Source organism: Arthrobacter sp. IK3 (assembly GCF_051337705.1).
Classification (GTDB): domain Bacteria; phylum Actinomycetota; class Actinomycetes; order Actinomycetales; family Micrococcaceae; genus Arthrobacter_B; species Arthrobacter_B koreensis.
The window spans coordinates 1-17,892 of sequence record NZ_JBPPSW010000010.1 but is presented as its reverse complement, the minus strand read 5'-3'; the positions used below and the strand labels follow the sequence as shown (position 1 = coordinate 17,892).

Sequence of the window (17,892 nt, the reverse complement as noted above, 5' to 3'; positions counted from 1 at the left end):
GCGGCGGGACCCGGAAGGATCCCGCCGCTGGACGAATGCCGCGTACCGTTGGATTACTCGGTGTAACCGTCCGCAATCGCCATGACCTCATCGAGGATGCCCAGGCCGGTGCGGGCGTCCTCCTCGGTGATGTTCAGCGGCGGCACCACATGGATGCGGTTAAAGTTCGCGAACGGCAGGAGCCCCCGTTCCTTGCAGGCGGCAATGAGTTCGTTCATTGCGGGGCTGGAGCCGCCGTACGGTGCCAGCGGTTCACGGGTTTCGCGGTTCTTTACGAACTCGATGGCCCAGAACGCGCCCGTTCCGCGGACTTCGCCCACGGAAACGTGCTTACGGGCGAGTTCCGCCAGGCCCGGCCCGAAGACCGTTTCGCCGAGGTTCGCAGCACTCTCCACCATGCCTTCGTCGCGCATCGCGTTGATGGTGGCTACCGCCGCTGCACAGGCGAGCGGGTGGCCGGAGTAGGTCAGGCCGCCGGGGTAGGGCGAGTTGGCGAAGGTGCCGGCGATCTCGTCGGAGATCGCGACGCCGCCCAGCGGGACGTAACCGGAGTTGACGCCCTTGGCGAAGGTGAGCAGATCCGGTTCCACGCCGTCGGCATGTTCAACCGCGAACCACTTGCCGGACCGTCCGAAGCCGGCCATGACCTCGTCGGCAATGAACACCATTCCGTACTTGCGGGTCAGTTCCCGGACGCCGGCGAGGTAGCCGGGCGGGGGAACCATGATGCCGGCGGTTCCCGGGATGGACTCAAGGACCAGGGCGGCGAAGGCACCGGGACCTTCCAGGAGAATGAGCTGCTCCAGGTGCTCCAGTGCCCGCTGGACTTCCTCTTCCTGCGTGGCGGCGTGGAACTGGCTGCGGTACAGGAAGGGAATGTGGAAGTGGACGGTTCCGGACGTGCCATAGTCGTTGGGGATTCGGCGCGGGTCGCCCGTGACGTTCACGGCCAGTGCCGTACCGCCATGGTAGGAGCGGTATGCGGAGAGAACCTTGTAGCGTCCGGTGTGCAGGCGGGCCATGCGGATGGCGTGCTCAATGGCGTCGGCGCCGCCGTTGGTGAAGAACACCGTGTCCAGGTTCCCCGGGGTCAGTTCGGAGACCAGGCGCGCTGCTTCGGACCGTGCGTCGTTGACGTACTGCGGAGCAATGGTGCAGAGCTTGCCTGCCTGCTCCTGGATGGCGGCCACCACCTTGGGGTGCTGGTGGCCAATGTTGGTGTTGACCAGCTGGGAGGAGAAGTCCAGTAGTTTCCGGCCTTCTCCGTCCCAGACGTAGGACCCCTCGGCCCGGGTGATGGTCATCGGGGTGATCTGCTTCTGGGCGGACCAGGAGTGGAACACGTGTCTGCGGTCCAGCTCGTAGGCGCGTCGTCCTGCGGCCAGTTCCTCTTCGGTAACTGCCGTCTCGGCGGTAGTGCTCATTCGCGAATCCTTCCGTGTGCCTAGGCGTTCTGGGGGAAGCCGAGGTTCAGGCCGCCGTGGCTCGGGTCGAGCCAGCGGGTGGTGACAACCTTGCCGCGGGTGAAGAAGTGCACGCCCTCGGTGCCATGTGCGTGGGAATCACCGAAGAGCGAGTTCTTCCAGCCGCCAAACGAGTAGTAGGCCATGGGAACCGGGATCGGCACGTTGATGCCGACCATACCCACCTGGACTTCGTTCTGGAAGCGGCGGGCGGCGCCGCCGTCGTTGGTGAAGATCGCGGTGCCGTTGCCGTACTGGTTGGCGTTGATCAGGGCGAGCGCCTCGTCGTAGCTTTCCGCGCGGACCACGGAGAGCACGGGGCCGAAGATCTCATCGGTGTAGATGGACATCTCGGGGGTGACGTGGTCGAACAGGGTCGGGCCGAGGAAGAAGCCTTCGCCCTCGGCATCGGCTTCCACCTTGCGTCCGTCCAGCACAACGGTGGCTCCGGCGGCTTCTCCCGCGTCGATGTAGCCTGCAACCTTGTCCCGGTGGGCGGAGGTGACCAGCGGGCCCATGTCGGTGCCGCGCAGGCCGTCGCCGATGCGCAGGGTACGGGTGCGCTCGGCGATCTTGGCAACGAGCTCGTCACCGACGGGTCCGACGGCAACGAGGGCGGAGATGGCCATGCAGCGCTCGCCGGCGGAACCGAAGCCGGCGTTGACGGCGGCGTCGGCTGCCAGGTCCAGGTCAGCATCCGGCAGGACGATCATGTGGTTCTTGGCGCCGCCGAGGGCCTGGACGCGCTTGCCGCTGGCAGTGCCCTCGCGGTAGACATACTGGGCGATCGGGGTGGAGCCCACGAAGGAGACGGACTTGATGTCCGGGTGGTGCAGGAGTGTATCCACGGCAACCTTGTCGCCGTGCACCACGTTGAAGACGCCGTCCGGCAGGCCGGCTTCCTTCCACAGTTCGGCGATCCAGTTGACCGCCGTCGGGTCCTTCTCGCTGGGCTTGACCACTACGGTGTTGCCGGTGGCGATGGCGACCGGGAAGAACCACATGGGAACCATGGCCGGGAAGTTGAATGGGCTGATGATGGCGGCGGGGCCAACCGGCTGGCGGATGGAGTGGACGTCAACCTTGGTGGAAGCGTTCTCGGTGAAGCCGCCCTTGAGCAGGTGGGGGATGCCGCAGGCGAATTCGACGACCTCCTGGCCGCGGCTGATTTCACCGAGCGCGTCATCGAGGACCTTGCCGTGTTCGGCGGTGATGATGGCGGCCAGCTCAGGCTTGCGGGCGTTGAGCAGCTCGCGGAAGTTGAAGAGGATCTGCACCCGGCGGGCAAGGGAGGTGTCGCGCCAGGCGGGGAAGGCGGCGGCAGCCGCGGCAACGGCTTCGTTGACGGTTTCCTCGCTGGCCAGGGCAACTTGGGAAGTGGTCTTGCCGGTGGCCGGGTTGGTTACGTCGGCGAGGCGGGTGTCTGCAGGTGCCGTGAAGGCGCCGTTGATCCAGTGCTGCGTGGTCTGCACGTTTGCTCCTTGAGGCGTAGAAAGTGGGGCTGGACACCATCTAAGCCGAGCTCTGCGGTGGCGGACATTGCCAAGGTGTCAGGAAATAATCGGAAATCTTTACGCTTTGTCGGACACGGTGGGGGGTGGCGTGCCTAGACTCCCAGCATGAGCCTGCAGCTGAGTACGGTCCTGGGCTTCGACGTCGTCCGGGCCGGGGAGCCGGAAATCCTCGCCGGCCAGGACGCCCTGGACGTGCCGGTCCGTTGGGTGCATGTTGCCGAACTGCGGAGTCTGGCGGACCTCCTGGAGGGCGGGGAACTGGTGCTGACCACGGGCCTGGCCTTCGGGGAATCGGCGGACCAGGCCGCCGAGTACCTGACCGGGTTGCAGGCCGCGGGGGTTGCCGGCGTCGTCGTCGAGATTCCCGCGGACCGCCCGGAAGCTGCCGCGGCGCTGGCTTCCGGTGCCCGGCGGGTGCTGGCTGAAGGCCGGCAGGCCCTGCCGGTGATCCGCCTGCGCCGGACGGTGCGGTTCGTGGAGGTGACCGAGGTAGTGCACCGCAGGATCGTTGCCGGGCAGCTTGAGCAGGTTGAAAAGGCCCGGCAGGTTCATGAAGTCTTCACCATGCTGAGCCTTGAAAGCGCCGGAGTGCAGGAGATTGTGGACCGAACCGCGGAGCTGCTGGGGGCGCCGGTAGTGCTGGAGGACAGTTCGCACCTGGTGGCGGCGTTCGCCGCAGCCGGGCGGCCGGCCCAGGAACTCCTGCGGGACTGGCAGCGGCGCTCGCGGGCGGTCCATGCCTATCCGGAAACCGAGGTGGCCGGTGACGAGCACTGGCTGCAGACGCCCGTGGGGCTGGGCGGCTCGCAGTGGGGCAGGCTGGTCCTTCCCGGAGTCCCGGACGGACCGGCAGCTGCCTCCGAGGCGTCCATGGTCCTTGAGCGTGCGGGGCAGGCGCTGTCCATCAACCGCCTCGCCGAACGGGACCAGGCCGGGCTGGCCCAGCAGGCGCAGGCCGGACTCATCCACGAACTGCGCGGCACCCGGACCCAGGACGAGGAGGAGGCCCTCACCCGCGCTTCGGCACTGGGGCTGAAGCCTTCACCGGCCTACCTGCCGCTGGTGCTGCACCTCGACTCCGGATCCGGCAAGGATCCCATGTCGATGCAGCGCAAGGAACGCGCACTGCTGGAGATGCTGGAGGCCGTGCTGGCGGCCACACGGAACAGTGCGCTCGCCGCTGCCCTGCAGACCGGTCAGGTGGCGGTGCTGCTGGCGCTTCCGGCCCGGATGCTGGAAGACGGCCTGCTGGAGCGGATCTGCGGGGACCTCGCGGCGCGAACCTCCGCCGGCGCGGGTGAACTGCGCTGGACCGCCGGCGTGGGCAGGGCCAGGTCCCGGTTGTCCGACGCCGCTGCCGGCCTGGACGAGGCAGCGCACGTGGCGCAGACTGCAGGTACGCTCTCTGCCGGAGCCAACCGGTATTTCCGGTCAACCGACGTACGGCTCCGCGGACTCCTGGCACTGCTGCGGGAAGACCCAAGGGCTGTTTCCTTCGCCGAGGCGGAGCTGCGCTGGATCGATGCCCCGGACCTGGCGCTCCTGGAGCGCTTCCTTGAATGTGGGGGCAACAAGACGGCGCTGGCACGCAGCGGCTACCTCAGCCGCCCAACGCTGTACGCCCGGCTGCAGAAGCTCGAGTCCAGGCTGGGGGTATCCCTCGACGACCCGGAGTCCCGTACCTCGCTGCACGTGGCGGTTTTGCTGCGCCAGCTGCAGTCGCTTTCACCCGCGGGCTGACGGACGGTAACAAACGCCCGCCTGGTCCGGGGAGCCGATCATGCCACGGTAGGTTCAACCCATGAACTCATCATCGCTTGACTACGGGCAGGCCGTTGCAGCCGTACAGATCGACAATGACCGGGTCCGGGTCACGGAATGGCGTTTCCCTCCCGGCACCCAGACCGGCTGGCACCGGCACGAGCTGGACTACGTGGTGGTTCCCACCGCGGCCGGGCACATGAGCTATGAGACGGCCGACGGCGGCCAGGCCACCCTGGACCTGGTGGTGGGGGAGTCCTACGCACGGGAAGCCGGCAGTGAGCACAACGTCATCAACAAGACGGACACCGAGTTCGCGTTCGTGGAGATCGAGCTCAAGACCACCCAGAACTCGTAGCCTTCCGTCCGGGCCTGCTGTGGTTTCGGGTGGCCCGGTTTCCCAGCCGTTGTTGCGGCTGTGACGGTTGGGACCTCAGGAGTGCACAGGTGTTACTGTGCTTGGGAATCCAGCCGGCGGCCCGGCCCGGCGGCCCCTGCCGGCGGCGTCCCGGGCGCACGGTTTCCCCGCCGTTGTTGTGGCTGTGACGGTTGGGACCTCAGGAGTGCACAGGTGTCACAGTGCGTGGGAATCCCGCCGGCGGCCCGGCCCGGCGGCCCGGCCCGGCGGCCCCTGCCGGCGGCGTCCCGGGCGCACGGTTTCCCCGCCGTTGTTGTGGCTGTGACGGATGGGACCCCAGGAGTGCACAGGTGTCACAGCGCGTGGGAATCCCGCTGGTGGCCCCCTCCCGGCGACGGCCCGGGCGCACGATTTCCCAGCCGTCGTTGCGGCTGTGACGGTTGGGACCCCAGGAGTGTGCAAGTGTCACGGTGCGTGGGAATCCAGCCGGCGGCCCTCTCCCGGCGTCGGCCCGGGCGCACGGTTTCCCAGCCGTCGTTGCCGCTGTGACGGCTGGGACCCCAGGAGTGCGCAAGTGTCACAGCGCGTGGGAATCCCGCCGGCGGCCCCCTCCCGGCGACAGCCCGGACGCGCGGTTTCCCCGCCGTTGTTGTGGCTGTGACGGATGGGACCTCAGGCGTGCGCAAATGTCACAGGGCGTGGGAACCCAGCCGGCCTCAGCCCCGCCAGCCCAGCCCCGCCAGCCGGCCACCAGCCCGCCAACCCAGCCCCGCCGGCCTCACGCCCGCCAGCCCAGCCCCAGGCAGCCGCCCGCCAGCTCCGCCCAGCTACCGCCCGGACACGAGGTTCGCGGCCTTGGCGATGGGCGACGTCGTGCTCCGGCCATTGCGTTCGGCGCGGTCGGCGGCGTAGTACGCCGCATACATGGCTTTGACGGCAATCCAGCGCAGCGGCTCTGGTTCCCACCTCCGGACCTTCCGGTTCACCCAAGGCATCCGGGTGAGTTCGCTGCCGGGGTCCAGAATGAGGTCGCGCAGGGTACGGGCGGCAAGGTTGGTGGCGGTTACCCCGGTTCCCACGTAGCCGCCTGCCCAGCCCAGTCCGGTCTTCGGATCCAGGCCAACGGTGGCCTTCCAGTCCCGCGGAACCCCCAGGACGCCGGCCCAGGCATGCTCGATCCGCGCTTCCGCAGCGGCCGGGAACATGTCCTGCAGCAACGCCGTAAGGCTGGCGATCGTCTCCGGCTGCGTGGCGCCGTCGGTATCCGTGCGGGAGCCGAACCGGTACGGCACTCCGCGTCCGCCCAGCGCAATGCGTCCGTCGGCGGTGCGCTGCGCATACATATAGGCGTGGGCCATGTCCGCGACCGTCTCCCGGCCATGCCAGCCGATCTGCTGCCAGACGGATTCCGGGAGCGGTTCCGTGGCGATCATGGAGGAGTTCATGGGCAGCCATTCGCGGGAATGGCCGCGCAGGTTCGCGGTGAAGCCCTCGGTGGCGCGCAGGACGTACTTCGCGCTTACGGTGCCGCGGTCCGTCACGGCGCGGCCGGGCCGGATGTCCGTGACGGTAGTGCCCTCGTAAATGGGAACGCCAAGGCGCTCGACGGCGGCGGCCAGCCCGCGCACCAGCCGCGCCGGGTGGATGCGGGCACAGTGGGGGTGGTGGACGCTGCCCAGCGCACCGGCAACCTGGATTCGCTCGGCCGTTTCAGCGGCGTCGAGCAGGCGGGTTCCAGCCTCAGGCCAGGCAGCTTCGTCCTCGGCCCAGGCCAGCAGCCGGCCCAGCTGCGCCTCATTGCGGGCAACGTTGAGTTCTCCGCCCCTGGCCACTGCGGCGTCGATGCCCTCGGCACCGGCAACCGCAATGACCTCGTCCACGGTTTCGTTGAGCAGTTCCTGGAACCGTCCCACAACGGCGCGGCCGTGGGACTTCACGTACTGGCTGCGGCCCCCGGTGATCGAGTTGGTCAGCCAGCCGCCGTTGCGTCCGGAGGCGCCGAACCCGGCGAACCGGGATTCGAGCACTACAACGGACAGGTCCGGGCAGGCCTTCTTCAGGTAATAGGCAGTCCACAGCCCCGTGTAACCGGCGCCGACGACGGCGACGTCCGCCTCGCGGTTTCCGTCCAGGCCGGGACGCGGATCCGGAAGGCCGGATTCCGCGTACCAGAAGGAGACGCTGCCGTTTACCGGGGCTGTGGAGATGCTCATCAGAGGTGGTTGAGTCCTTCCGTGAGGACGGACCGGAGGATCGACTCGATCTGGTCGAACTCGGGCTGGCCGATCGTCAGCGGCGGTGCGAGCTGGATGACGGGGTCGCCGCGGTCGTCGGCACGGCAGTACAGGCCGGCGTCGTACAGTGCGGTTGAAACGTAGCCGCGCAGCAGGCGCTCAGACTCGTCCGCGGAGAAGGTCTCCTTGGTGGCCTTGTCCTTCACCAGCTCGATTCCGTAGAAGTAACCCTCGCCGCGGACATCGCCCACGATCGGCAGGTCCTTCAGCTTCTCCAGCGTGGCGCGGAAGGCCGGGGCGTTGGTCTTCACCCGGTTGTTGAGGTCCTCGGCATCGAAAATGTCCAGGTTGGCCATGGCGACGGCGGCGGAGACAGGGTGCCCGCCGAAGGTGTAGCCGTGGTAGAACGTGGTGTCGCCCTTGGCGAACGGTTCGAACAGGCGGTCCGAGGCGATCATCGCGCCCAGGGGAGCGTAGCCGCTGGTGATGCCCTTGGCGCAGGTGATGATGTCCGGAACGTAGTCGAAGTCGGTGGAGGCGAACATCGAACCGACCCGGCCAAAGGCGCAGATGGTTTCGTCCGAAACAAGCAGGACGTCGTACTGGTCACAGATTTCACGCACCCGCTTGAAGTAGCCGGGAGGCGGCGGGAAGCAGCCGCCGGAGTTCTGCACCGGTTCCAGGAATACGGCCGCCACCGTGTCCGGACCTTCGAATTCGATCGCTTCGCCGATCCGGTCTGCGGCCCAGCGGCCGAAGGCCTCCGGATCTTCCAGCCCCTCAGGCGCACGGTACTGGTTGGTATTCGGTACGCGGAAGGCGCCGGGAACGAGCGGTTCGAAGGCGGACTTCATGTCCGGGATGCCGGTGATGGACAGGGCGCCCTGCGGTGTGCCGTGGTAGGCAACGGCACGGGAGATCACCTTGTGCTTGGTGGGCCTGCCGGTGAGCTTGAAGTACTGCTTCGCCAGCTTCCATGCCGACTCGACGGAGTCACCGCCGCCGGAAGTGAAGAACACCCGGTTCAGGTCGCCCGGCGCTCCGGCGGCGAGGCGCTCGGCCAGGTCGATGGCGGGCGGATGGGCGTAGGACCACAGCGGCATGAAGCTCAGTTCGCGCATCTGGCGGGCAGCGGCCTCGGCCAGTTCTTCGCGGCCGTGGCCAACCTGCACCGTGAAGAGCCCGGCCAGGCCGTCAATGAGTTCGTGGCCGCGGTCGTCGTAGATGTGGTGGCCCTGGCCGCGCGTAATAATCGGAACATTTCCACCGGCAACCGGTCCCGAGTGGCGGGCCATGTGCATCCACAGGTGGTCGCGTGCCGCCTGCTGGCGGTCCGTTCCGCGGGGGGTGGTTGAGGAAGGCTGGACAGTTGTTTCGGTCATCTGGTGCCCCAGTTGTAGGCCTGCTTGCGCAGGGAGAGGTACATAAAGGTTTCGGTGGACGAAACTCCGGGAATGCTGCGGAACCGGTTGACCAGGAGCATCAGGTCCTGGTCGTTTTCGCACACCACTTCGGCCAGCAGATCGAACGAGCCGGCCGTGACGACGCAATAGTCCACCTGGTCAATTGCCGAGATACGGTCGGCCACGGCCAGGACGTCGTCGTTGACCCGGATCCCCAGCATTGCCTGCCGGGGGAAGCCCAGCTGCAGGGGATCGGTTACGGCGACTATTTGGACGATTCCGCTGTCTGTCAGTTTCTGGACGCGCTGCCGGACAGCCGCTTCGGAGAGGCCAACGGCCTTTCCGATCGCAGCGTAGGAGCGGCGTCCGTCCTCCTGCAGCTGTTCGATGATCGCCTTGGAGATGTCGTCGACGGAGTGGTTTCCGGGCGCGGAATCCATGGTTAGCGCCACCTCCAGGTGCGGATTCGATTGCTGAGACTGCGTGAGTGGTAGCAATTGAATCTTTTATTTCATGCGAAATCAAGGCTTTTGAGAACCGAAAGCGTACTGACTTTGCTCATATTGATTTGGAAACCGTCGTGTAACAAAACTTTTACAACGAAAACCTTGTCGCGACGGAATTCGGTCTGGCACTATCAATCATCAACACCCGTCCGCAGTGCAGTAGTGCCAGCAAGGAGTTCCTATGTCGAAGCGCCCCGTGAACGATCCGATGCTACGGAGTATCGTCAACGCCCAGCTCTCCCGGCGGAAGCTGCTCATGGGAGCCGGAGGCCTTTCCCTGGCCGGCATGCTGGCAGCCTGCGGCACTGGCGGCGGAACCGGCGGCAGCGCTTCCTCCAAGCCCAGCCCCGCAACCGACGTGTCGGACACGGACAAGATCGTCAACTGGGCCAACTGGACCCTTTACCTGGACTACGACGACTCAACCCGCACCTACCCCTCACTGGAGGCGTTCTCCGAAGCCACCGGAATCACGGCAAATTACTCGGAGGATGTGGACGGCAACGACACGTACTTCGGCAAGGTCCAGGGCCAGCTTTCCTCCGGCCAGGACATTGGACAGGACATCGTCACGCTGACCGACTGGATGGCGGCACGCCTGATCCGCCTGGGCTACACCCAGGAACTGGACCTGGCCAATATTCCCAATTCCAAGAACCTGCTCCAGTCCCTCCAGAATGTGGACTTCGACCCGGGGCGCAAGCACTCCCTCACCTGGCAGACCGGTTTCGCCGGAATCGCCTGGAACAAGGAAGCGTTCCCGCAGGGGCTCAAGACCGTTTCCGATCTCTGGCAGCCCGAACTCAAGGGACGCGTGGAAGTGCTGGACGAAATGCGGGACACCATGGGCCTGCTCATGCTTGACCAGGGTGTGGACATCACCGGCGAGTGGGGCGAGGACGAGTTCGAAAACGCCTTGGACATCCTGTCCAAGCAGATTGCCGACGGACAGATCCGCCAGGTCAAGGGCAACTCCTACAAGGAGGACCTCATCTCCGGCGACGCCCTGGCCGTCATCGGCTGGTCCGGCGACATCACCCAGCTGAACTTCGAGGAAGGGGACAAGTGGGAGTTCGCCATCCCGGACGCCGGCGGCACCCTCTGGTCCGACAACCTGCTGGTACCCATCGGCGCCACCCACAAGACCAACGCCGAGAAGCTCATGGACTACTACTACGACCCCGTGAATGCAGCCACGGTCGCCGCCTACGTGAACTACGTCTGCCCCGTTGAAGGGGCGCGGGAAGCGATGGAAGCCATCGATCCCGAACTCGTCGAGAACCCGCTGATCTTCCCGACCGATGAATTCCTCGCCAACACCCACGTGGTGCGGACCCTCACGCCGGACGAAGAGACCGACTTCAGCGACCGCTTCCAGACCGCGATCGGAAACTGATAGATGAGCACCACCGAACTTTCCCGGGAGCCCGGCGCAGCCACCGGGACAGGCGCAGACCTGGTCCTCTCCGGAGTCACCAAGCGCTTCACCGAATTCACCGCCGTGGATAACCTGGACCTGGTTATTCCGTCCGGCTCCTTCTTCGCCCTGCTGGGACCTTCCGGCTGCGGCAAGACCACCACCCTGCGGATGATTGCCGGCCTGGAACAGCCCACGGCCGGAACCATTTCCATCGGCGGCAAGGACATCACCGGTACCAGCCCGTACCAGCGTCCGGTCAACACCGTGTTCCAGAACTACGCACTGTTCCCGCACATGAGCGTGCTGGACAACGTTGCCTTCGGGCTCAAGCGCCGCAAGATCCGCGACGCCGAAGCCCAGGCCAAGGCTGCACTTGAACTGGTGGAACTGGCACATCTTGGCTCGCGCCGTCCGGCGCAGCTGTCCGGTGGGCAGCAGCAGCGCGTGGCCCTGGCCCGCGCCGTCGTCAACCGGCCCGCCGTGCTGCTCCTTGACGAGCCGCTCGGCGCGCTGGACATGAAACTTCGCCGCCAGATGCAGGTTGAGTTGAAGAAGATCCAGACCGAAGTCGGCCTGACCTTCGTCCACGTCACCCACGACCAGGAAGAGGCCATGACCATGGCGGACACCGTGGCCGTGATGAACCACGGCCAGGTTGAGCAGATGGGCCCGCCGCAGGAACTGTACGAACTTCCGCGAACAGCTTTTGTCGCGAACTTCCTGGGCAAGTCCAACCTCATGCCTGCCACGGTCACCGGGAACACGGGGGAGTACCTCCAGATCGACGTCGCCGGTAATTCCCTGACCCTGCTCAAGGAGCGGGCCACGGACCACGCCGGGAAGATCCTGGTGGGCATCCGCCCCGAGAAACTGCGGATGGAAGCAGACACCGCTGCCGCCGCACCCGGCTCGATCCGCGGAGTGGTGCTCGATGCCTCCTTTACGGGTGCCAGCACCGAGTACCTTGTCGACGCCGAGGGAATCGGCACCGTCGGTGTCTTCGCCCAGAACCATGGCGGGGCCCTGTTCAATGACGGGGACCGGGTGCGCCTGGCCTGGGACCCCGAACACGCCTTTGGCCTCAGCGGCAGCGAGGACCGGGAGGCCGGCGCCGGAGAGGACGGCCTCTAATGGCGCTCCTCACTGCAGGCAAGGCCGCCGGTACCGGGCCCAGTGCTGCGGAGGAGGAAGCCAGCAAGCGCCGCGGACGGATTGGCTACCTGCTGATCCTGCCCGGGTTTATCTTCCTGCTGCTCTTCTTTGCCATGCCGGTGCTCTCGCTGCTGGCGACCTCGCTGTACATCAAGCCTGAAGGCGCCGACGTCGGGCAGTTCGTTCCGGCCCTTGAGTTCAACAACTACGTGGTGGTGCTGCAGAACTACTGGCCTGCGGTGCTCCGTTCCTTCGGTTTCGCGCTGATCGCCACGGTTGCCGCGCTGGCCATCGGTTATCCCATGGCCTACCTGGTTGCGGTGCGGCTGCGGGACCGGAAGCTGCTCAAGGGCATCCTCTTGGTTCTGATCATCGCCCCGTTCTTTACCAGCTTCATCCTGCGTACCCAGGCCTGGAAGCAGATCCTGGCGGACGAGGGCCCGGTGGTCTCAGTGCTGCGGGCGGTGTCCCTGCTGCCGGAGGACGGCCGGCTTACTGCCACGGCCTTCGCCGTGATCTGCGGCCTGACGTACAACTTCCTGCCGTTCATGACACTGCCTATTTACGCCAACCTTGAACGTCTGGACACCCGGCTGATCGAGGCCGGCGGGGACCTGTACGCGAACGGTTTCACCACCTTCCGCAAGATCACGTTCCCGCTTTCGCTTCCGGGCGTCATGGCCGGGACCCTGCTGACGTTCATCCCCGCCACGGGCGACTACGTGAACGCGGCCCTGCTGGGCAACAACCAGAACACCACCATGATCGGCCAGGTCATCGACTCCCGGTTCTTCCGGGTGGTCGACTACCCGGGCGCTTCGGCGCTTTCCTTCCTGCTGATGCTGGCGATCCTGTTCCTGGTGATCCTGTACGTCCGGCGCTTCGGCACCAAAGAACTGATGTAAGGAACCAAACATGAAACAAAAACTAGGCCGCTGGCTCGTGCCGGTGTTCGGGGGACTGGCCTTCCTGTTCCTCCTGGTTCCGATCGTTTACGTTTTCGCCTTCTCCTTTAACGACGCCGGACGCACCAACCTTTCCTGGCGCGGCTTCACGCTGGACAACTGGAAGAACCCCTGCGGTGCGCCCGGGGTCTGCGAAGCTCTGGGCAACAGCCTGCAGGTGGGGCTGGCGGCAACGCTGATTTCGACGGCGCTGGGCACGGCGATCGCCGTCGGGCTTGTCCGCTACCGCTTCAAGTTCAATGCGACGGCGAACATGCTGATCTTCCTGCCGCTGGCCACTCCCGAGGTGGTGCTGGGAGCCTCGCTGCTGGCGCAGTTCCTGAACATCGGCGCTGAGCTCGGCATGGGTACCGTAATCATCGCCCACTCCATCTTCTGCATCTCCTTCGTGGTGGTAACAGTCAAGGCCCGCGTAGCGAGCCTCGACCCGAAGCTGGAGGAAGCCGCCGGGGATCTCTACGCCTCTCCGATCCAGGCGTTCTGGCGGGTTACCTTCCCGCTGCTGCTGCCGGGCATCGTGGCGGCCGCGCTGCTTGCCTTCGCAATGAGCTTCGATGACTTCATCATCACCAACTTCAACTCAGGAAACCTGGACACGTTCCCGAAGTTCATTTACGTGGCCGCGACCAGGGGCATCCCTGCGCAGGCCAACGTGATTGGCTCGGCTATGTTCATTATTTCGCTGCTCGTAGTGATCGGCGGACAGGTCCTGGCACACCGCCGGGCCAAGATGCTGGCGGCCCGCTAGCGTCCGGTACGTACGGAGCATTGGAAAGGCGCCGCGGACAGACCGCGGCGCCTTTTCGTTCGTGCCGGCCGGCCCCTTAGGCCAGCAGCTCCCGAAGGCGCCGCGCGTTATCAACCGCGGCGCCACCGCCGTCGTTATTGAAGTAGGCATAGACATCCCGGCCGCCTGCCTGCCAGTCACGGATCCGCTCCGCCCACCACTGGAGGTCCTGCTCCGGATAGGAACCTGCATAGAGCGTGTGCTGGTCCGGGCCGTGCAGGCGCACGTAGACAAAATCCGCGGTGGCTTCGAGGATGCACGGCAGCTGTGCGCCGCTCATCACGCAGTATGCCGCGTTGTGCCGGGCCAGCAGCGCATACACCTCGGGGCTGTTCCAGCTGGGATGCCGGAACTCGACGGACACTCGGATCGATTCCGGCAGGGCGGTCAGAACCGAGTCCAACCGGGCGTCGTCGCGTTCAAAATCAGGCGGCAGCTGGAACAGCAGCACACCGGCCTGGGAACCCAGCTGCTCCCAGCAGCGGTGTATCCGGCCAATCCAGACCTCCGGGTCCCGCAGTTTGCGGGCGTGCGTCAGCCCCCGCGGTGCCTTGACTGAAAACTCGAATCCCTCGGGCAGCCGGTCCCGGTAGCGAGCAAAGGCTCCCTCACGCGGCCACCGGTAGAAACTGCCGTTGAATTCCACGGTGCTGAACTGCCCGGCGTAGTACTCCAGCCACTTGGCGGCCGGCACGCCCCTGGGATACAGCACCCCGCGCCAGTCCCCGTACGTCCAGCCGGAGGTTCCAATCTGCACCTGCCCCATCGGTGATCCCTCCTGTCCGGTGCAACCAAGGTACTCCCACACCCGGCCAAAACTTCCCGGCGGCGTACCCACGGCAGTGCCTGAACGGCAGACTGGAAGAGGAGCCCCAGACGGACCGCGCTGCCCGGGAAAGGATCCGCCATGAATTCGCCGAAACAACCGGAGTACCCGGAACAGCCGGAAAGACCCGCCAGACGGGGGGTCTACCTGCAGATGGTCCGCGATCTTCGGGCACAGCCGGACGCCGTGTACGGCGCTTGGACAGACCTCACCCACGTCACGGACTGGTGGGGACCGGAAGGATTTATTGTCCCCGCCGACCGCGTGCACATGGAGAACAGGGAGGGCGGGACCTACCGGGCCTGCATGGTGAATACCATCACCGGGGATGAGTTGTGGTGGGGCGGCATTTTTGAACGGCTTGATCCGCCCGAACACCTGTCCATGACCCAGCGGTGGGAACAGCCGGACGGCTCTCCGGCCAGCAGCACCACGCTGATGACCGTCGACCTGGAACCGCACGACGGCGGCACGCAGATGTCTTTCGCGCAGGGGCCGTTCCCCTCCGCGAAGGAGAGGGACAGCCATGAAACCGGCTGGAATTCATCCTTTTCCCGGCTGGCCGCGTTCCTGGCCCGACGGTCCTGAAATAACCGCGGGGGTCCTTCGGTTGTACTGCTAAGCCCATCAAGTGCAACGAAAGGCCAGCTGTCCCATGACGTACCCGCTTTCAATCCTCGACTTCGCCTCCATTGAAGAGGGCGGGACTGCAGCCGAATCCTTCCAGGACAGCCTTGCCCTGGCCCGGCATGCCGAAAAGCTTGGCTATCGCCGCGTCTGGTACGCCGAGCACCACAACATGCCCACCATTGCTTCCTCGGCAACGAGCGTGCTGATCTCCTTCATTGGTGCCAATACCTCCACCATCCGGCTCGGCGCCGGCGGCATCATGCTGCCCAACCATGCGCCGCTGACCATCGCAGAGCAGTTTGGTACCCTCGAGTCGCTCTATCCGGGACGGATCGATCTGGGCCTCGGCCGCGCCCCGGGCAGCGACCAAAAAACCATGCGCGCCCTCCGCCGGGATCCCATGTCCGCGGACAGTTTCCCCCGTGACGTCCAGGAGCTGCAGGGCTACCTCACCGGAAACAGCCTGATTCCCGGCATCGATGCCATCCCGGGCAAGGGCACCAACGTGCCGCTGTACATCCTCGGCTCCTCGTTGTTCGGCGCGCGCCTCGCCGCCGCGCTGGGTCTGCCGTACTCCTTCGCCTCCCACTTCGCTCCGCAGGCACTGCAGGACGCCGTCGCGCTGTACCGGAGGGAGTTCCAGCCCTCTGAACAGCTTGCCGAGCCGTACGTGATTGCTGGCGTCAACGCCCTCGCCGCGCCCACCACGGAAGAAGCGGAAGAGATCTTCAAGCAGTCCCAGCGGCGCCGGGTCACCCAGCTGCTCGGTAAGGACCGCACGTACACGGATGAGGAAGCTGACCTGGTGCTTGAATCCCCGGCCGGCCAGCACATCAAGATGATGGGCCACTACTCCGGCGTCGGCACCCCGTCCGAGGTCCGCTCCTACCTGGACTGGTTCGCCGAGCATGCCTCCGCTGACGAGCTCATCGTGGCCACGCACGCGCAGACCCTGGAGCAGCGCCTGCGTTCGTTCACCCTGCTGGCGGAAGCGGCGGAGCTCATCCCCGCCTAACTCACCTTCATCGAGATGGCAGAAACTGCCCGTTTGAAGCTTCAAATGGGCAGTTTCTGCCATCTCGTTATGGAGGCAGCGGTTCCCGACGGAAAGTGCGACGGCGGCTGCCGGGGTGCGCGCTGTGCCAGAATCGAGGCATGGAAACATCCGCCCACGTCATCCGGGTACGAGTGCCCATGCGCTGGTCCGACATGGACGCCTACGGCCATATCAACAACGTTGAAGTCATCCGGATGCTCGAGGAAGCCAGGATCCTGGCTTTCGGCCCGCCCGGAGGGACCGGCGCTCCCGGGACGGAGCCTCCGGTTCCGCTTTTCAACACAGTTCCGCCCAACACGCAGTCCCTCGTCTCCGAGCACAGGGTCAAGTACCTTGCCCCGCTTGAATACCGGAACGTACCGGCCGACGTCGACATCTGGTTCAGCTCCGTAAAGGGAGCCAGCCTGGCAATTTCGTACCTGGTGTTGGACCCGGTGACGAACAAGCCGTGCGTCAAGGCTGAAACCACTCTGGCCTTCGTGGATGGCACCTCCGGAGCGCTGCAGCGGGTCTCTGCGGCGCAGCGGGAGCTGCTGGGACGGTACACGGGCCCCTCCGTCTTCGCCTGACGGGTCCCGGGAGCAGCCCCGGCGGTCTACCATCAAAAGACAGCTGCCTGCCTGAGGAACCGGGGAACCGTTCACTGCTGGAGGAGGCCCTGCCGTGTCCAACGATCCGTGGTACAGCCTTGGCATAACCCCCGTCGAAGCCCTCTGGGTGGTGGTCTCGGCCATTGGCATCTATGCCGTGTTCTTCCTGCTGATCAGGAGTTTCGGCCAGAGATCGCTGGCCAGCTGGTCCACCTTGGACAAGGCGATCGTCATTGCTCTCGGCGGCGTCGTAGGCCGGGTCATCCTTGGCTATACGCCCACCCTGGCCGCCGGGATCATCGGACTCCTGACCCTGTTCACCATGATGCGGCTGGAAGAGTACCTCCGCCGCACCAAACGGGGTGTCTATCTGAGCAGCAGGCCGGTACTGCTGATGGCCGGCCGCGAAATCCTGGCGGACAACCTCAGGAGAGCCCGCATCCAGAATGACGAGCTCTACTTCAAACTGCGCCAGGCCGGGATCCACAACTTTTCCGAGGTCTCGCTAGTGCTGCTTGAACCCACCGGGGACGTGAGCGTGCTGCGCAGGGGAGTGCCGGTGGAACGGGAGCTGCTGCGGCGTGTTGCTGACAAAGACCGGATCCCCCGTGAGCTGCTGCTGCCGGAGGACGGTTCCTAGCCCGGGATTCATGGTGGCCGGTTCTGCACGGGGACGCGATTAGGAGTTCGGGGCGACCCCGTGTAGAGTCTTTTCCAGTTGTTGTGTTGCGCATTTTGTATTTCAAGCGGCGAAACCCAATCGGGCTAGCCGCTTTTCTGTAAAAGCGGTAAAGGAACACCGCGACTGAAACCTCCCGAAAGTCGGGAAGTGTTTCAATCCAGAAGGAATATTAAAATGGCTACAGGTACCGTGAAGTGGTTCAACTCCGAAAAGGGCTTCGGCTTCATTGAGCCGGACGACGGCAGCGCCGACGTTTTCGCTCACTACTCCGCGATCAACTCCACCGGCTACAAGTCGCTCGAAGAGAACCAGAAGGTCTCCTTCGACACCGAGCAGGGCCCCAAGGGTCCGCAGGCTACGAACATTCAGGGCCTCTAATTTCAGAAGCCTAGACGCCGCCGCTGAGGCAGGCATCTACAAGAAGAGCAGGACGGGCAACCGTCCTGCTCTTCTTGTTTAACCCCTCCACCATCGAGAGGCCAGTTACGGCTCGTCTGAGCGCTCAGACGAGGCGTAACAGGCCGCTCGGTGGGTTTTACCGGAG

General features: G+C 65.4%; 17 protein-coding genes. 11 read left to right on the top strand and 6 right to left on the bottom strand.

What is annotated here, in order from left to right; translation table 11 throughout:
• Nucleotides 1-53: 53 nt before the first annotated feature.
• Nucleotides 54-1,424, bottom strand: a complete 1,371-nt coding sequence (locus ACSLGO_RS13660) for an aspartate aminotransferase family protein (RefSeq protein ID WP_436401293.1) — start codon at nucleotides 1,422-1,424, stop codon at nucleotides 54-56.
• Between the two features lie 20 nt (nucleotides 1,425-1,444).
• Entirely contained in the window at nucleotides 1,445-2,935 is a 1,491-nt protein-coding gene (locus ACSLGO_RS13655; protein ID WP_263128485.1) for a CoA-acylating methylmalonate-semialdehyde dehydrogenase, read from the bottom strand.
• A gap of 147 nt (nucleotides 2,936-3,082) precedes the next feature.
• Here ACSLGO_RS13655 and ACSLGO_RS13650 point away from each other — a divergent pair, with 147 nt between their 5' ends.
• On the top strand, nucleotides 3,083-4,717 hold the full coding sequence (locus ACSLGO_RS13650; protein ID WP_436401292.1) for a PucR family transcriptional regulator: 1,635 nt from the start codon (nucleotides 3,083-3,085) through the stop codon (nucleotides 4,715-4,717).
• Nucleotides 4,718-4,778: 61 nt separating this feature from the next.
• Nucleotides 4,779-5,096: a cupin domain-containing protein gene (locus ACSLGO_RS13645; protein ID WP_091607101.1), complete on the top strand. Its 318-nt coding sequence runs from the start codon at nucleotides 4,779-4,781 to the stop codon at nucleotides 5,094-5,096.
• An 827-nt stretch (nucleotides 5,097-5,923) separates the two neighbouring features.
• On the opposite strand, the gene ACSLGO_RS13640 is transcribed toward ACSLGO_RS13645, so the two are convergent.
• From ACSLGO_RS13640 to ACSLGO_RS13630, 3 genes are read right to left on the bottom strand one after another with little or no spacing between them, the layout of a single operon-like run.
• Entirely contained in the window at nucleotides 5,924-7,309 is a 1,386-nt protein-coding gene (locus tag ACSLGO_RS13640; RefSeq protein ID WP_436401291.1) for an NAD(P)/FAD-dependent oxidoreductase, read from the bottom strand.
• On the bottom strand, nucleotides 7,309-8,712 hold the full coding sequence (locus ACSLGO_RS13635) for an aspartate aminotransferase family protein (protein ID WP_091607095.1): 1,404 nt from the start codon (nucleotides 8,710-8,712) through the stop codon (nucleotides 7,309-7,311). The genes ACSLGO_RS13640 and ACSLGO_RS13635 overlap by 1 nt, the downstream gene beginning before the upstream one ends.
• Complete coding sequence (locus ACSLGO_RS13630) at nucleotides 8,709-9,173, bottom strand: Lrp/AsnC family transcriptional regulator (RefSeq protein WP_091607092.1); 465 nt, start codon at nucleotides 9,171-9,173, stop codon at nucleotides 8,709-8,711. Before ACSLGO_RS13630 ends, ACSLGO_RS13635 begins: the two co-directional genes overlap by 4 nt.
• 247 nt (nucleotides 9,174-9,420) lie before the next feature.
• Here ACSLGO_RS13630 and ACSLGO_RS13625 point away from each other — a divergent pair, with 247 nt between their 5' ends.
• The 4 genes from ACSLGO_RS13625 to ACSLGO_RS13610 are packed head-to-tail and all read left to right on the top strand — an operon-like array spanning nucleotide 9,421 to nucleotide 13,524.
• The gene (locus ACSLGO_RS13625) at nucleotides 9,421-10,635 is read left to right on the top strand and encodes an ABC transporter substrate-binding protein (RefSeq protein ID WP_152274814.1); all 1,215 of its coding nucleotides are present in this window, start codon (nucleotides 9,421-9,423) and stop codon (nucleotides 10,633-10,635) included.
• 3 nt (nucleotides 10,636-10,638) lie between these two features.
• The gene (locus ACSLGO_RS13620) at nucleotides 10,639-11,790 is read left to right on the top strand and encodes an ABC transporter ATP-binding protein (protein WP_263128489.1); all 1,152 of its coding nucleotides are present in this window, start codon (nucleotides 10,639-10,641) and stop codon (nucleotides 11,788-11,790) included.
• Nucleotides 11,790-12,716 carry an ABC transporter permease gene (locus ACSLGO_RS13615; RefSeq protein ID WP_091607084.1) on the top strand — a complete coding sequence of 309 codons (927 nt, stop codon included), beginning with the start codon at nucleotides 11,790-11,792 and terminating at the stop codon, nucleotides 12,714-12,716. Before ACSLGO_RS13620 ends, ACSLGO_RS13615 begins: the two co-directional genes overlap by 1 nt.
• A 10-nt stretch (nucleotides 12,717-12,726) precedes the next feature.
• Nucleotides 12,727-13,524 carry an ABC transporter permease gene (locus ACSLGO_RS13610; RefSeq protein WP_091607081.1) on the top strand — a complete coding sequence of 266 codons (798 nt, stop codon included), beginning with the start codon at nucleotides 12,727-12,729 and terminating at the stop codon, nucleotides 13,522-13,524.
• 76 nt (nucleotides 13,525-13,600) lie between these two features.
• On the opposite strand, the gene ACSLGO_RS13605 is transcribed toward ACSLGO_RS13610, so the two are convergent.
• Entirely contained in the window at nucleotides 13,601-14,329 is a 729-nt protein-coding gene (locus ACSLGO_RS13605; RefSeq protein ID WP_386916955.1) for a DUF72 domain-containing protein, read from the bottom strand.
• Nucleotides 14,330-14,470: 141 nt separating this feature from the next.
• Here ACSLGO_RS13605 and ACSLGO_RS13600 point away from each other — a divergent pair, with 141 nt between their 5' ends.
• From ACSLGO_RS13600 to ACSLGO_RS13580, 5 genes are all read left to right on the top strand, one after another.
• Nucleotides 14,471-14,977 (top strand): SRPBCC family protein, encoded by a 507-nt coding sequence (locus tag ACSLGO_RS13600; protein ID WP_386916956.1) that lies wholly within the window; start codon nucleotides 14,471-14,473, stop codon nucleotides 14,975-14,977.
• A gap of 67 nt (nucleotides 14,978-15,044) precedes the next feature.
• Nucleotides 15,045-16,034 carry an LLM class flavin-dependent oxidoreductase gene (locus ACSLGO_RS13595; RefSeq protein WP_091607073.1) on the top strand — a complete coding sequence of 330 codons (990 nt, stop codon included), beginning with the start codon at nucleotides 15,045-15,047 and terminating at the stop codon, nucleotides 16,032-16,034.
• A gap of 140 nt (nucleotides 16,035-16,174) precedes the next feature.
• Entirely contained in the window at nucleotides 16,175-16,645 is a 471-nt protein-coding gene (locus tag ACSLGO_RS13590; protein WP_226802507.1) for an acyl-CoA thioesterase, read from the top strand.
• 94 nt (nucleotides 16,646-16,739) lie between these two features.
• Nucleotides 16,740-17,306 (top strand): DUF421 domain-containing protein, encoded by a 567-nt coding sequence (locus tag ACSLGO_RS13585; RefSeq protein ID WP_091607067.1) that lies wholly within the window; start codon nucleotides 16,740-16,742, stop codon nucleotides 17,304-17,306.
• A gap of 216 nt (nucleotides 17,307-17,522) precedes the next feature.
• Nucleotides 17,523-17,726 (top strand): cold-shock protein, encoded by a 204-nt coding sequence (locus tag ACSLGO_RS13580; RefSeq protein WP_325787975.1) that lies wholly within the window; start codon nucleotides 17,523-17,525, stop codon nucleotides 17,724-17,726.
• The last annotated feature ends 166 nt before the right edge of the window (nucleotides 17,727-17,892 follow it).